Raw genomic sequence first — 14,027 nt, 5'->3', positions numbered from 1 at the left:
CTTCATGTGATTTTTATTGGAAGACATTTCGAATTTGATCTGCAATATCTTCAGCCGTATTTAGCTGTACAGTAGGTATTCCGTACTTTCTGAACTCTTCAATAATGGTATTGGAGAAATGCTCATGCTCTTTCTGATACTTTGATTGAGCCCCTTTTTTCTCATTATTCCACATGATTTGCTCATGTCCGTTGGTGAGCAGAATATTTCCATCGGGTAGTGCCTTATCCATTTTATCAGCAATATGTACCAAAATGACATCATTGCTTTTTGACAAATGGAGAAGGTGGTTGATGGTTTCTTCATTGGCGTAGTTGAAATCAGAAATGATGGTCATCACATAGTCGTGTTTGGCCACATTGGTCGCTTGTCTCAAGGTTTCATTGAGTTGAGATAGGTTTGGTTTTACCTCTCTTTTTTCAACCAATTCTTGATTCTTTTCTACCAATGTTTCCATGACAGATCGCATGTAAGAACGGTTTCGTTTAGGGGAGAAATACAAAATTTCATCATCGGTAAATGTGAAACTTCCTACACGATCTCCACTATGCAATGTTCTGAATGCTGAAAGCGCAGCAATCTGAATGGCAATCACTGATTTCATGAAACGCTCTGAGCCAAAGAACATTTGAGTTGTCTGATCTAGAATGACCAATGACGGACGTTCTTTTTCTTCATTGAAGACTTTGGTGTGCGTTACCTTTGTACGAGCTGTTACTTTCCAATCTATATTTCGGATATCATCACCTGCCACATAATTTCGAACCTCTTCAAAGTCCAATCCTCGTCCTCTTAAGCGAGAAGCATGACCGCCCGATAAAATGCTATGTACGGGGCGTTTAGGAAGAAGACCTGTTTGTGCCGCATAATATTCCCACTTAATGAGATCGTCTAAGGTGATCGCAATCTCTTCGGGGTATTTTCTATGATTTTCAGCCATAGGACCTCTGATTTTAGTGAAAGAAAACTACCTATTTAAGGAATGGCTACCACTTCAAGGATTTTATCAATCACTTGATCTGAGGTGATTCTTTTAGCATTAGCTTCATAACTTAAAATCAGACGGTGACGAAGCACGTCATGTACTACAGCTCTGATATCATCTGAGGTTACATAATCCCTTTTTGAAATCCATGCTTGTACTCTTGCACACTTGTCCAAAGCAATAGAACCTCTTGGGCTGGCCCCATAATCTAACCAAGCATTCAATTCTTCAGAATATTTTTCAGGAAAACGTGTCGCATCGATAAGGTCTACGATATACTGAACAGCAGCCTCATTTACTGTAATCTGCTCAATCTGTTCTCTAGCTTCAAAAACGAGAGATTCTGCGTATTTCTTGTACTCTTTTTTGTAATCGCTCTTATTTTCATTTCTGACCAAATTCAAGATTTTCTTCTCACTCTCAGAAGAAGGGTAAGTAATCTTGACGTGCATCAGAAAACGGTCCATTTGAGCTTCTGGAAGAGGGTAAGTACCTTCTTGCTCTACAGGGTTTTGTGTGGCTAAAACCATAAAAAGAGGAGCCATTTGGTGTGTTTTTCCGGCTACAGAAACTTGTCTTTCTTCCATGGCTTCAAGTAATGCTGCTTGCACTTTGGCAGGAGCACGGTTAATCTCATCGGCTAAGATCAGATTACTAAATATTGGCCCTTGTTGAAAAACGAATTTTTCTTCAGAATCAGCTTGATAGATTTCTGTTCCTGTGACATCTGAAGGCAATAAATCTGGGGTGAATTGGATACGGCTCAAACCAGTGTCTAAACCTTTGGCAAGGCTTTTTACGGTACGCGTTTTTGCCAAACCAGGCACACTTTCTAATAATAGGTTTCCATCAGCCAATAGACCAATGACTAATTTTCTAATCAAGTCATCTTGACCAATGACCATAGATCCTATTTGAGTTTCCAATTCTAGGATCTGATTGAGGGTAGAGTTATTCTCCATGGTTAATATCTCATTATGGGGTATAGCTAGCTAAGAACAGAATACAGGTATTCTATCCTAGAGTACATCCATAATGATTGTTATAGTTCCGACGTAAAATAAATTAGGTTATTGTGTCAAATCTACAACATCATGAGTGACAATGCTTCATTTAAAAGTCCTAAAATCCTTAAAGATGTTTAACCTACTGATCCGATAGGATAAGTTGAAGTTGATTCTAAAAAAGGTAATATTCCAAAACTAAATGAAGGCTAGAAATGATGAAGAACGTAATATTCAACGCTACTTTTTAGCTTTCTAGAATTAAGTAAAGCGTAACTTCTAAATAAATATCTTTTTATGAAGTTAAGCTCTTTGATTCCAATTTTATGTCTGCTAAGTTCAGTCGTTTTTGCACAAGAAGATGATGAAGTAGACTATTCTAAACGTCCAAAATTTGATGCGATCAAGGAGCGAAGTAAAATGAAGTATCGACTGATCCCTACACCTTCATATTCTCCGTCTGTAGAATGGGGACTCAACTTGGTCAATCTTTTTACTTTCTATATGAATAAAACGGATACCATCACGCCGCCAAGTACCGTTGCGGTGATCGGGATGGGAACAACTAATAGCAGTTGGGCAGTAGGCGCTGTTCCGAGAATTTATTTGAAAGAAGATAAATGGCGTATTTTTGTGGATTTTGGTTATGCAGAAATTCGTCAAGAATTAGACTTGGCACCAATCGGAAAAGCTCGTGTTATTCGTAATAATCTGGTTGCTAAATTTATTGTGAAAAGGCGAATTATACCGAAGCTGTTTGGCGGTTTTGGTTATGCTTTCAGTAGTGTAGAGTATGAGGGGAGAGATGATGAATCGAGTGAAAAGTTAGTAATGGCAGGGTTTGAAAATAGAGTAGAAAATCATGGTTTGCAGTATGCACTTAATTACGACACTCGCGATAATATTTTTTACCCTTACCATGGGATGTATGCAGAATATACTTTGGGACAAAATTTCAGCCAAGAAGGGGAAGACAATGGTTACCTATCTCACAACATTGATTTCCGACAGTTCTTTAGTATAAAAGGAAATCCCGATCATGTCTTAGCATGGCATTTTTTAGGACGATTTTTATCTGGTAATCCTACAAATGAAAATTATGGTTTTTATGGGCGTTCTGGCATTCTTACACAAAGGGGCTATCAAGTAGGCTCATTTATAGACCGTCATTTGGTTACAGCCGAAGCTGAGTATAGGAGAGAAACGCCACTTTTAAAAAGGCGATTAGGTTTTGTGGCTTTTGCTGGTGTTGGAAAAGTATATGGTGACTACGAGAATTTCGGAGATGCCGAGTGGCTTCCCGATGGAGGTGTTGGAGTTCGCTATCGGATTTTACCGTATGAACGTCTGAATGTTCGTGTAGATTTTTCTGTTGGGAAAGAGGGCTTTGTTTGGTATTTCGGCCTCAGAGAAGCATTCTAAGTTCATTTGTAAATAAATGAATTTTTATTCACTTTTTAGAAATTGTTAATAAGTAGCTATACGCAACGTTAGCTATAATTTTAAAAGTAAAAAGTACACATAATAAATCCAACGCATATTTCCTATCAAGAATTCAAAAATATTAACGAAAAAAATGATTTTTATCAAATTCATGCGTTACTGATACTTGATTAGTCAAATTGTTGTTTATCAGTAAGTTGAAATTTTCACGAAATGAATTTAGTATTAATTTTAGGAAAAAATTGGATTGTAGGTCAGAGAATGAGAGAAAAAAATTAAATAGTTGTTTTAAATTTACAATTCAATTGCAAAACTGGATTAGAACAAGTCCATAAATTATCATTAAATGAAAAACACGAAAATAGTTGCAACGATTTCTGACCGAAATTGTGGAGTTGAGTTTTTGACAGAACTTTACAATTCAGGAATGAACGTAGTTAGGATCAACACCGCGCACCAAACTCACGAAGATTCATTAAGAGTAGTAGAAAATGTTCGTAAAGTTTCTAACCAAATCGGTATTTTGGTAGATACAAAAGGACCAGAGATTCGTACTACGAAAATGGAAGAGTCATTCGAAGTTCACGCAGGTGACGAAGTATGGATGGCAGGTGATCCAGACGCAGTTTCTACTAGAGAGTGTGTCTTTGTTAACTACGCAGGCTTTGTAAACGACGTTCCTGTAGGAAGCCGTGTACTTATTGACGATGGTTCTTTGGAACTTCAAGTGAAAGAAGAAAAAGACGGAAAATTGCTATGTGAGGCTATGAATACAGGGCCAATCAGCGGTAAGAAGTCTGTAAACATCCCTTCAGTTCACGTAAAACTTCCTTCAATTACTGAAAAGGACAGAAACTATATCCGTTTTGCGGCTGAGCATAATCTTGATTTTATTGCACACTCTTTCGTACGTAACGCTGCGGACGTAATTGCTGTACAAGAGATCTTGGATGAGTGTAATTCTCCTGCAAAAATCATTGCTAAAATCGAGAACCAAGAAGGTGTAGATAACATCGACGAAATCTTGGATCACGTTTACGGTATCATGGTTGCTCGTGGTGACTTGGCTGTTGAGATTCCTCAAGAGAACATCCCTACGGTACAAAAAATGATCATCGACAAATGTATCGCTAGAAGAAGACCTGTAATTACAGCTACTCAAATGCTTCACACAATGATCGATAACCCACGTCCAACTCGTGCGGAGATCTCTGACGTTGCAAATGCTGTTTATGATGGTTCTGATGCAATCATGCTTTCAGGTGAGTCAGCTTACGGTAAATACCCAGTTGAAGCGGTTAAAACAATGGCTTCTATTGCGGCTGCTACTGAAAAATACGAAGGTTACAAGAAAGACACTGAGTTCGTAATCATCAACGATGATATCGGAGCATTTATGGCAAAATCAGCTTACTATGCAACTCAGCACTTGAACCCAAGAGCAATCCTTACTGATACTGCTTTCGGTAGAACTGCTCGTGCTATTGCTGCATACCGTCCTAAGACTCCAATTATCGCTAAATGTTACGATGAGCGCGTTGTACGTGAATTGTCATTGACATTTGGTGTTCGTGCGTCTTACATTGAGAAAGGTGCAGATAGCAAAGCTTACATCAAAGAGGCTCTTCAAGAAATGAAGTCTGAAAAAGGATTCTCTGCTGAAGATCGTATCGTTGTTGTAGGTGGTAACTATGGTGATGCTCACGGAGCTTCATTCATTGAAGTAACTACAGTAGAAAACTTAGAGAAATAATCTTTCTCTTTTCTATAGATGAAAAAAAGGACTTGAGCTTTAAAGCTTCAAGTCCTTTTTCTTTTATCTAGATTTAATTGTCTCATTGCAGCTTAGTTTACGCTAGTCAATTCTAGAATTCAGTATCTTTTCCAAATCTATTACTTATAGATATTCTTTTTTGAGTGTTTTGATATCAGTGATCAGTTGCTGGACAGCATTTGAATTTAGTCCATTATAAATTCCTCTGATATGCTTTTCTTTATCTACTAAAACAAAGTTTGGGCTGTGCAGAAAATCATTTGGCCCTTTGTTGATTCCTAAGTCTTTTTCTATAAAATATCCTTTCCGCCCAAGCTCATAAATGTCGATTCGATTGCCTGTTGCAAGTATCCATTTGTCGTCATCAATCCCTTTTTTTTGGGCATAAGCTTTTAGCATTTGTGGTGAATCTTTTCTGGGAGTGATCGAATGGGATAGTAAGAGTATTTCATTATCATTCTCAAATTCATCCTGTATGATTTTCATATTAGAAGTCATCTGAGGACAAATACCTTGACATGAAGTAAAGAAAAAATCGGTCACATAAATTTTTCCTTCAAAGCTATTTTCTGTTATGGTATCTCCTTTTTGAGAAACTAGACTGAAAGAAGGAATGGTATGAAAATCTTTAAGTTCGGTTGTATCTTTTGAAAGCCAATATGGCGTAAAACTCGCTTCTTTATAGTAAGGTAGTCTATTGTTACGATTTCCTTTGCCTCTTGAATTGAGTGAACAAGAAGACACTGTGGTTAGTATGCTAAAAAGTAGGATTAATGTTGAATTCTTCATTTTAAGACTCATTCGTTTTCGGATATAAAAAAGTCAGGTTTGGTCGTAGTAACTTTTCTGAATAATATGTTAGTGTTTAAACACAAGTTTCAGAATATAGATCAGTACCACAAAGGGAATCAATGTCTGACGGACTTTCATCTACGAATCACAGTGTTTTATCAATCAAAAAAATGAGCAAATAAAAAAGGTAGCCCTTTCTCTAAGGCTACCTTCCATGATTTATAAAATTCAGAGCAATTGATTATCCGTTAGGATTCTTCTTGATGTGCTCTACCATTTCTTTACAAAGATCGTCCATCATGTTCGCTAGTTTCTCATCTCCAGTAGCAGTACGCATACTTTGAGCCAATCCACCAACTGTATCAATGTAGAAACGCTTCATATCGTCCATTGTCATTTCTTTACCCCAAAGATCGATACGCAAAGTATTTTTTTGAAGATGATCCCAAACCGAAATTGTGATCGCTCTAGCCTCTTCCATACCCGCAGAAGGTGAGTCTGTAGCTGACCAAAAGATTTTCTCAGGAACGTTTTGTTCGTCTAGTTCTACGTTGAATTTTATTTCTGATTTTTTCATATCTATCTTTAGATTCGATTGTCGCAATTCAAGAATTTAGTGGCATTTGAATAATGCACCTTTTCAAAACACAAAATTAGTGAGATTGTTTTGAGAAAAAAACAAGTGTAAATAGATTATCGAATAACAGAAGATCTTAAGATAAAGCAGCAATGAAAATCACGAGAATAGTGAGAATGTATTTTAAAGAAGAGGAGAGAGCTAATTTTTTAGCCATTTTTCAAGAAAAGCAAACTAAGATTTCGGGATTTGAAGGCTGTCTGGATGTAAATCTGTACGCTGATCTTGCAGTGCCAAATGTTTGTACAACCATTAGCATTTGGGAATCAGCAGAAGCTTTAGAAGCTTACAGAAATTCCGAATTGTTTATAACTACTTGGAAAAGGGTAAAGCCTCTTTTTAGCCAAAAAGCAGAAGCTGTTTCTTATGTGCTTCAAGATTAATTGGAGAATGATATAAAAAAACACCTTCTGAAAAGTGATCATAACAGATCATTTTTCAGAAGGTGAGTCTGAATGAATGTAATACCAATTGAATTACATGCCTTTATCGTTGTGCTCTTTTACGTCTTCGTCACTATCATTGTCAAGACTTTCTTGTACGTCTTCAATGCTCTCATCAATTTGATCATCTACCTCATCAATTGTTTCATCGATTTGGTCACTTACATTCTCTGTACTTTCATCAATCTGATCACCTAAGTCTTCTGAACTTTCCTCGATTTGTTCTCCTACATCCTCGACACTTTCTTCAATTTGCTCTTGTGCTTCTTCGTCTAAGTTTTCTTGAAGTTGTTCTGTTTCTCCTTCAATACTCTCTTCCATGTCAATTTTTGAATCTTCAGCATCTTCTTTCAAGGCATCTTGTGCTTCTTTCAATTCTACTTCAGATTCTTCTAAATCTTCATCCTCAATTTCATTCTCAACGGCGTCGATAGTTTCTAATTGAGTATCAAGCGTTTTTCCTCTTTCCTTGTACTCCGTTTGTTTTTTGTCTTCATTTTTGTCCTTTTCTTGTGCTTGAATGTTTATGGTGTATACAAACATCAGAAGACAAAGGAACAAACACTTCTTAAGCATTGAACTAAGCATATCGTAACTATGGTTGGTTAATACTTCCTTAAACACGATATGATCTTAGAAAATTTCTATTTCAAAATATTAATTAAAGACGTTTCGTTTTTACTCTTTTATCTCGATGAGTAAATACATGTCTTTGGCTTTTTTCTTATCTCTGGCTTTTACGACGATTTTCCGATCAAAATCAACATAAATTGAAAACTCTTTAAGTTTAGATTCTGCTTGAGGGTCTTCTACTGTACAAGTATAAACATAACAGGAGTCTATCGTCTTATCTCTTACGCTGTAGTTTGTGACTACGCTATCATATTTTACAGTAAGATCAGCATCTAAATAATGGCTATTGGTGATATAGTATTCATTTGGGGCATTAAGTTTTTTGAAAAGAATGTCTCTCACTAAAAACTCATTCTCATTAATTATTTTATGTGGTTCTGTGTGTGTTTTGATCTTTTGCTCAAAATTTTCGTCTACTCCCAGTGTAATTTCTTTTGTGTTATTATTTAAAGTCTTAACCAAGTAGAAAATGGTGTCTTCTCCAGAATACCAATGATAAAGATATTCTCCTGTGACCTTTTCATGGGTACAGCCATTTCCCAAAATTGAGAATAAGGTTAAAGTGATAATGATAAGCGTTAAAGATATTCTTTTCATCAGTGAAATTCATTTGTTGATTATTTTACTTGATTTCATCCTTTACGATAAAAAGTAGAGATTGGTCTCGTTTATGTTCAGCTTTAACAATCAACTCTCTGGTGAAGTCAATGTAAACGACGAGTTTATTGAATAAATAGTCATTTATAGTATCGTTTACGTCGATAGAATACACATAGCAAGAGTCGACATCAAGTGCCCCAACTTTATAATCTAATATTAAAGTGTCGAAATTTACTTGACAGCTATCGTCTAGGTATCTGATAAAAGTTGTGTAGGAGTGCTCGGGTTTTTCTATTTTTTTGATCAACCAGCTATGAAAATAAAACCCATTATCTATTGAATTCAACATTGTATCTAGTTGAGAATATTCATCATAGACAAAATCTTGATTTACATCAAAGTATATTTCTTTTTTACCATTCGTGTAATGCTTGAAAATATAGTATAAAGTATCCCCTTCTATATACCAATGACAGTTGTACTGCCTTTCTAGTTTAGAGTCTTGACAGCCAAAGATAGTGGCTAGCGTCAAGAGTATAAGAAAGAGTATATATTGGATTTTCATATTTTAATTCTTTGAAATTGTAAAAACTTCACTCTCATTATATTCGGTTACCTTATTCTTCTTCAATGAGCTGAAACAAAACCTCGTTATTTTTTATAAAAACAGCTCTCACTATAATTTCCCTATCAAAGTCAATATACATTGTCAAATCACTGTAAATAGCATTTCCATCACTTCTCGCAGAATACACAAAGCAGGAGTCAATGGTAACATTTGCGATTTCGTAATTTAGGATGAGGGAGTCATAAGTAATCACACTTTTATGACCAATATGAGGATTGTCGATATGATAAAAATTAGTTGTAGAATCCATCTTTTCGATATATTCATACAAGAAATGGAAGCCAACTCTTGAAGATGGGGGCAAAGTATCAGATATGGTTTCAACTTGTCTGTCAAAATCGTCATCTGTATTGATATATATCTTTCTTGTATTGTCTTTGTAATGCCTGAGCATATAGTTTGAGGTGTCTCCACCAAAATACCATTCATAGTTATATTGTTGGTAAGGATTTGAATTATCCTTACAACTATATACCATAATGCATATTAGTAATGTTAGGAGATGATACGTTATATTTTTCAAGTTGTAAATCACGTCGTAGAACTTGTATGTAGTAGTTAATTATTGTCTTTACCAAGGATTTCAAAAATGATATTAGCGTCTGTTTTTGTTTTTTCATCTAAGCCTTTTAATACAATTCCCCTGTCAAAATCGATATAGAATTTGAGGAGCGTGAAACCCATAAAATTTTTCTTGGGAGGTATGATTCGATAGATGTAACAAGAATCTGTCTTGAAGTTTCCTGTTTTATAGTCTAGAACAAGCGAATCATAAATCACCTCAATGGTATCTAAATTGAAAATGCTTGCAGTCTTGTAAGACTCCTTCGGTTGGTCTAATTTTTTCATCAAGGCTTTGAAGAAATAAAAGCCTTGGTCATCAAAGGAAGGGAATGTGTCATGCTTTATGGTAACTTCTGAGTCAAAATCTCCATTTACCAAATACCCAATCGTCGTTGCTCCATCCTGAGACTTTTGGAGCCTGCAAAAAATGGTGTCACCATCCAAATATCGTACAGCAGTATATCTTACAAAGTTATCTTCAGAGTATGGAACTGTTTCACAAGCTGAGAAATATGTAATGAATAATAGCAGTAGAATTGGGATTACAAATTGTTGCATAGCTCATATGGAGTTAGGTCTAGAGATTTATCGCTAAGTACAGAACACATTAGATTTCTAATCATATTAGAACCAGCTATTAATCCTTTGGAGAGTACAATAGTTTCCTCATAGAAGTTTGTTGATAGTGTTTGTGCTCAGTCAATAAGAAGACTTCGGATGAAAGCTCATGTGTAAGAAGGTTTGAAAGATGAACAAAAAGTTCATAGAGACATAGCACAATTCTCAGAAACATCTCATGTCTAGTCAAGACTTTTTTATTACATTTGCAGATTGAGAATTTTGAGTCAGAACTTTGGGTTCTTAAAATAGATAATTAAGAGCCTTCAATTGATGAATTAATGGAATTAGCAAAAACGTACAGTCCGAAGGACATCGAAGACAAGTGGTATCAGCATTGGATGGATAATAAGTTTTTCCGTTCTGTCCCAGATCCTGAAAAAGAGCCATTTACTGTCGTAATTCCACCGCCAAACGTAACGGGGGTGTTGCATATGGGGCACATGCTCAACAACACAATTCAAGATGTATTGGTCAGAAGAGCACGTATGCAAGGCAAGAATGCTTGTTGGGTGCCTGGTACAGACCACGCATCTATTGCTACGGAGGCGAAAGTCGTCAAAATGCTCAAAGACGAACAAGGCATTGAAAAAGCAGATCTATCTCGTGAGCAGTTCTTAGAGCATGCTTGGGAGTGGAAAGAAAAATATGGTGGAATTATCCTTGACCAATTGAAGAAATTGGGTGCATCATGCGATTGGGATCGTACGAGCTTTACAATGGATCCAGAGTTGTCTGAATCAGTGATTAAAGTATTCGTTGATCTTTACAACAAAGGAAAAATCTACCGTGGTGTTCGTATGGTAAACTGGGATCCAGAAGGACAAACAGCTTTATCAGACGAGGAAGTAATCCACAAAGAAGGTACAGGTAAATTATTCTACATCAAATATCCTGTTGTAGGAGAAGAAGGAACATTTGTAACGATTGCTACAACTCGTCCTGAAACAATTCCTGCCGATTCAGCTATCTGTGTAAACCCTAATGATGAGCGTTTCAAAGATTTGATCGGTAAGAAAGTACTCGTACCAACTACAGATCGTGAGATCACTATCATTGGTGATGACTATGTTGATATCGAGTTTGGTACAGGTTGTTTGAAAGTAACACCTGCACACGACTTGAATGACTACGAATTGGGTATCAAACACAATTTGGAAGTAATCGACATCATTGATGCTGATGGTAAAATCAATGCGAAAGCAGGTGAGAAATATGCTGGAAAAGATCGTTTTGCGGTTCGTAAAGAATTCGTAAAAGATATGGAAGAAGCAGGCTTGCTTGTTAAAGTTGAGGAAATCCAAAACTCTGTAGGTACTTCTGAGCGTACAGGTGCGGTAATCGAGCCTCGTCTTTCGATGCAATGGTTCTTGCAAATGGAAGAGTTGGCAAAACCAGCTTTGGACAATGTGATGAATGACAACATTCAATTCCATCCTCCAAAGTTTAAGAATATGTACCGTCACTGGATGGAGAATGTAAGAGACTGGTGTATTTCTCGTCAGTTGTGGTGGGGACACCAAATTCCTGCATACTACCTTCCAAATGGTGAATTTGTAGTTGCTGAGACAAAAGAAGAAGCTTTGAAACTTGCTCAAGCAAAAGATGCAAGCATCACTGCAGAGCAATTGACCCAAGACGATGACGTTTTGGATACTTGGTTCTCTTCTTGGTTGTGGCCAATTTCTGTTTTCAATGGTATCAATGAGCCAGAAAACGAGGAAATCAACTACTATTACCCAACAAATGATCTAGTAACAGCTCCTGAGATTCTTTTCTTCTGGGTTGCACGTATGATTATTGCGGGTTACGAGTGGAAAGGCGACTTGCCATTCAAGAATGTATACTTGACAGGTATCGTAAGAGACAAACTTGGACGTAAAATGTCTAAGTCTTTAGGTAACTCACCTGATCCAATCAAATTGATGGAACAGTACGGTGCTGACGGTGTACGTGTAGGTATGTTGTTGTCATCTCCTGCGGGTAATGACCTTCCGTTCGATGAGAAATTGTGTGAGCAAGGACGTAACTTTGCCAACAAGGTTTGGAATGCATTCCGTTTGGTAAAAGGATGGGAAGTTGATGATTCTAGCCAAGGATTGATCAATGAAAAATCTGTAGAATGGTTTGAGTCTAAATTCAACCAAACTTTAGAAGAAATTGAAGGATACTTCGAGCAATATAAATTGTCGGATGCTTTGATGGCTATCTATCGTTTGATCTGGGATGATTTCTGTTCTTGGTACCTAGAGATGGTGAAACCAAACTTCGGAGACAAGATTGACCGTCCTACTTATGAGGCAACAATCAACTTCTTCGAGAGATTGATGAAGGTTCTTCACCCATTCATGCCATTCTTGACTGAAGAAATTTGGGCGAACATTGGTGAGCGTGAAGAAAATGATTGTATCATCGTTGCGGAATATCCTAAAGTAGGAGCTATAGACCAAGATCTATTGGCTAGAGCTGAAGGTGTATTTGAGATTATCTCAAACATCCGTAACATCCGTAACTCGAAGCAAATTTCTCCAAAAGAGAGCTTGCCGCTTTCAATCATGACAGAAACGAAAGAGCATTTCGAGACTTTCTCTCATGTATTGCACAAAATGGCAAACCTTGAATCTGTAAACTTTGTCGACAAAGCAGTTGAAGGTGCTTCTCAGTTTGTTCATAAGGCATCTAAGTTCTTCGTAGACTTGGCTGACAAGATTGATAATGAGCAAGAGAAACAAAAACTTCAGAAAGAATTGGAGTATGCAAAAGGCTTCTTGTCTTCTGTAGATCGTAAGTTATCTAATGAGCGTTTTGTGAACAATGCTCCTGAAGCTGTCTTGAATAAAGAAAAGCAAAAGAAAGCCGATGCTGAAAGTAAAATTGCAGCCTTGGAAGAAGCATTAGCAAAACTTTAATTATTTATGAATATAAGTCCCATGCACTCTAAGGTGTATGGGACTTCATTTTTTTATCTTATGTTTGGGGTTCGTATTGATGTAAGTTTAAGGGGGGATGTCTTTGCTGTATGCGAAAAAATGTTCTTACTCTTGTGGAAATAGAAAAGAATGTCAGTAAGAAATAATATACTGTTTTTATTGTCATGGATTTTACTTCTGGGTTTCTCGTCTTGTAGAGAACAGAAGAAAGTAGTGACCAAAACCAAGGCAAAAGAATTCACGGTTGAAAAATTAGATTTCAAATACCTATCAGCGAAAGCGAAAGCTTCGTATCAAGCCAACGATCAGAATACCAAAGTGACCGCAGACTTTAGAATCCATAAAGATGAGGCAATTTGGGTTTCACTGAGAAGTACAGGAATCGAGGGTTTAAGATTATATATTACTCCGAAGAGAATCAAAGCAATCAACCGTTTGGAGAAGGTTTATTATGATTATAATTACTCTGCTTTAAAAAGAGAATTTGATCTAGACCTCAACTTTGAGATTATTCAATCGATTCTTTTAGGAGAATTACCTGCAACGCTTAAAGTAAAGAATAAAGCGTTTATTGAAGACGATAATTTTGTACTCAGAAATAATAAAGGAGACTACAAAATTCGAGCTTATGTAGATCGAACAATCTTGAAGCTGTCAAAACTATTCTTAGAATCGAAAGGAAGAAAAACGAATGATCTTTTGGTAAACTTCTCCGAGTTTAAAGATGTAAGTGATGGCGAAGGGCAGTTTTTGCCTCATGAAGTAAAGATCACAAGCGGAGAGAGTGAATGGGAAGAAATGATTTTTACAAATATGCTTATCGAGCTTGATTTCAGTAAAATTCATCTTTCAAAATCTTCGATAAAAATGCCTTTTAGTATTCCTTCTAAGTACAAAAAGAAGAAGTTGTAATTTAGAAAATAAGGCAAAAGAAAAAGCCAATCCACTATTCTGTGGATTGGCTTTTTTATGTTTT

General features: G+C 36.5%; 14 protein-coding genes. 5 read left to right on the top strand and 9 right to left on the bottom strand.

All coding sequences use genetic code 11. The annotated features are described in order from the left end of the window. Positions 1-13 precede the first annotated feature (13 nt). Positions 14-940: a DUF58 domain-containing protein gene (locus BC781_RS02975; RefSeq protein WP_109615761.1), complete on the bottom strand. Its 927-nt coding sequence runs from the start codon at positions 938-940 to the stop codon at positions 14-16. A gap of 35 nt (positions 941-975) precedes the next feature. Further along, positions 976-1,947 carry an AAA family ATPase gene (locus BC781_RS02970; RefSeq protein WP_109615760.1) on the bottom strand — a complete coding sequence of 324 codons (972 nt, stop codon included), beginning with the start codon at positions 1,945-1,947 and terminating at the stop codon, positions 976-978. A gap of 339 nt (positions 1,948-2,286) precedes the next feature. Here BC781_RS02970 and BC781_RS02965 point away from each other — a divergent pair, with 339 nt between their 5' ends. Continuing rightward, positions 2,287-3,411: a BamA/TamA family outer membrane protein gene (locus BC781_RS02965; RefSeq protein WP_109615759.1), complete on the top strand. Its 1,125-nt coding sequence runs from the start codon at positions 2,287-2,289 to the stop codon at positions 3,409-3,411. 367 nt (positions 3,412-3,778) lie between these two features. Next, the gene (pyk, locus tag BC781_RS02960; RefSeq protein ID WP_109615758.1) at positions 3,779-5,185 is read left to right on the top strand and encodes a pyruvate kinase; all 1,407 of its coding nucleotides are present in this window, start codon (positions 3,779-3,781) and stop codon (positions 5,183-5,185) included. Between the two features lie 144 nt (positions 5,186-5,329). Here the strand turns inward: pyk and BC781_RS02955 are convergent, their stop codons facing one another. Both BC781_RS02955 and gldC read right to left on the bottom strand, forming a co-directional pair. After that, complete coding sequence (locus tag BC781_RS02955; protein WP_109615757.1) at positions 5,330-5,995, bottom strand: SCO family protein; 666 nt, start codon at positions 5,993-5,995, stop codon at positions 5,330-5,332. A 244-nt stretch (positions 5,996-6,239) separates the two neighbouring features. Further along, positions 6,240-6,575 carry a gliding motility protein GldC gene (gldC, locus tag BC781_RS02950; RefSeq protein ID WP_109615756.1) on the bottom strand — a complete coding sequence of 112 codons (336 nt, stop codon included), beginning with the start codon at positions 6,573-6,575 and terminating at the stop codon, positions 6,240-6,242. Positions 6,576-6,727: 152 nt separating this feature from the next. On the opposite strand from gldC, the gene BC781_RS02945 reads away from it, so the two are divergent. Then, a complete protein-coding gene (locus BC781_RS02945; protein ID WP_109615755.1) occupies positions 6,728-7,018 on the top strand; it encodes a putative quinol monooxygenase in 291 nt (96 codons plus the stop codon). Positions 7,019-7,111: 93 nt separating this feature from the next. Here the strand turns inward: BC781_RS02945 and BC781_RS02940 are convergent, their stop codons facing one another. The 5 genes from BC781_RS02940 to BC781_RS02920 form a co-directional block, all read right to left on the bottom strand. Continuing rightward, positions 7,112-7,666 carry a hypothetical protein gene (locus BC781_RS02940; RefSeq protein WP_146201612.1) on the bottom strand — a complete coding sequence of 185 codons (555 nt, stop codon included), beginning with the start codon at positions 7,664-7,666 and terminating at the stop codon, positions 7,112-7,114. 90 nt (positions 7,667-7,756) lie between these two features. Beyond that, the gene (locus tag BC781_RS02935; RefSeq protein ID WP_109615753.1) at positions 7,757-8,308 is read right to left on the bottom strand and encodes a hypothetical protein; all 552 of its coding nucleotides are present in this window, start codon (positions 8,306-8,308) and stop codon (positions 7,757-7,759) included. Positions 8,309-8,333: 25 nt separating this feature from the next. After that, positions 8,334-8,876: a hypothetical protein gene (locus BC781_RS02930; protein WP_109615752.1), complete on the bottom strand. Its 543-nt coding sequence runs from the start codon at positions 8,874-8,876 to the stop codon at positions 8,334-8,336. A gap of 52 nt (positions 8,877-8,928) precedes the next feature. Continuing rightward, on the bottom strand, positions 8,929-9,417 hold the full coding sequence (locus BC781_RS02925) for a hypothetical protein (RefSeq protein ID WP_109615751.1): 489 nt from the start codon (positions 9,415-9,417) through the stop codon (positions 8,929-8,931). A gap of 80 nt (positions 9,418-9,497) precedes the next feature. Continuing rightward, entirely contained in the window at positions 9,498-10,061 is a 564-nt protein-coding gene (locus BC781_RS02920; protein ID WP_109615750.1) for a hypothetical protein, read from the bottom strand. 341 nt (positions 10,062-10,402) lie between these two features. Here BC781_RS02920 and BC781_RS02915 point away from each other — a divergent pair, with 341 nt between their 5' ends. After that, on the top strand, positions 10,403-13,030 hold the full coding sequence (locus BC781_RS02915) for a valine--tRNA ligase (RefSeq protein WP_109615749.1): 2,628 nt from the start codon (positions 10,403-10,405) through the stop codon (positions 13,028-13,030). Between the two features lie 150 nt (positions 13,031-13,180). After that, positions 13,181-13,963 carry a DUF4292 domain-containing protein gene (locus BC781_RS02910; RefSeq protein ID WP_109615748.1) on the top strand — a complete coding sequence of 261 codons (783 nt, stop codon included), beginning with the start codon at positions 13,181-13,183 and terminating at the stop codon, positions 13,961-13,963. Positions 13,964-14,027: the final 64 nt, after the last annotated feature.

The sequence above is a fragment of the Sediminitomix flava genome (assembly GCF_003149185.1).
GTDB lineage: Bacteria > Bacteroidota > Bacteroidia > Cytophagales > Flammeovirgaceae > Sediminitomix > Sediminitomix flava.
This window is presented reverse-complemented; position numbering and strand designations above follow the sequence as displayed.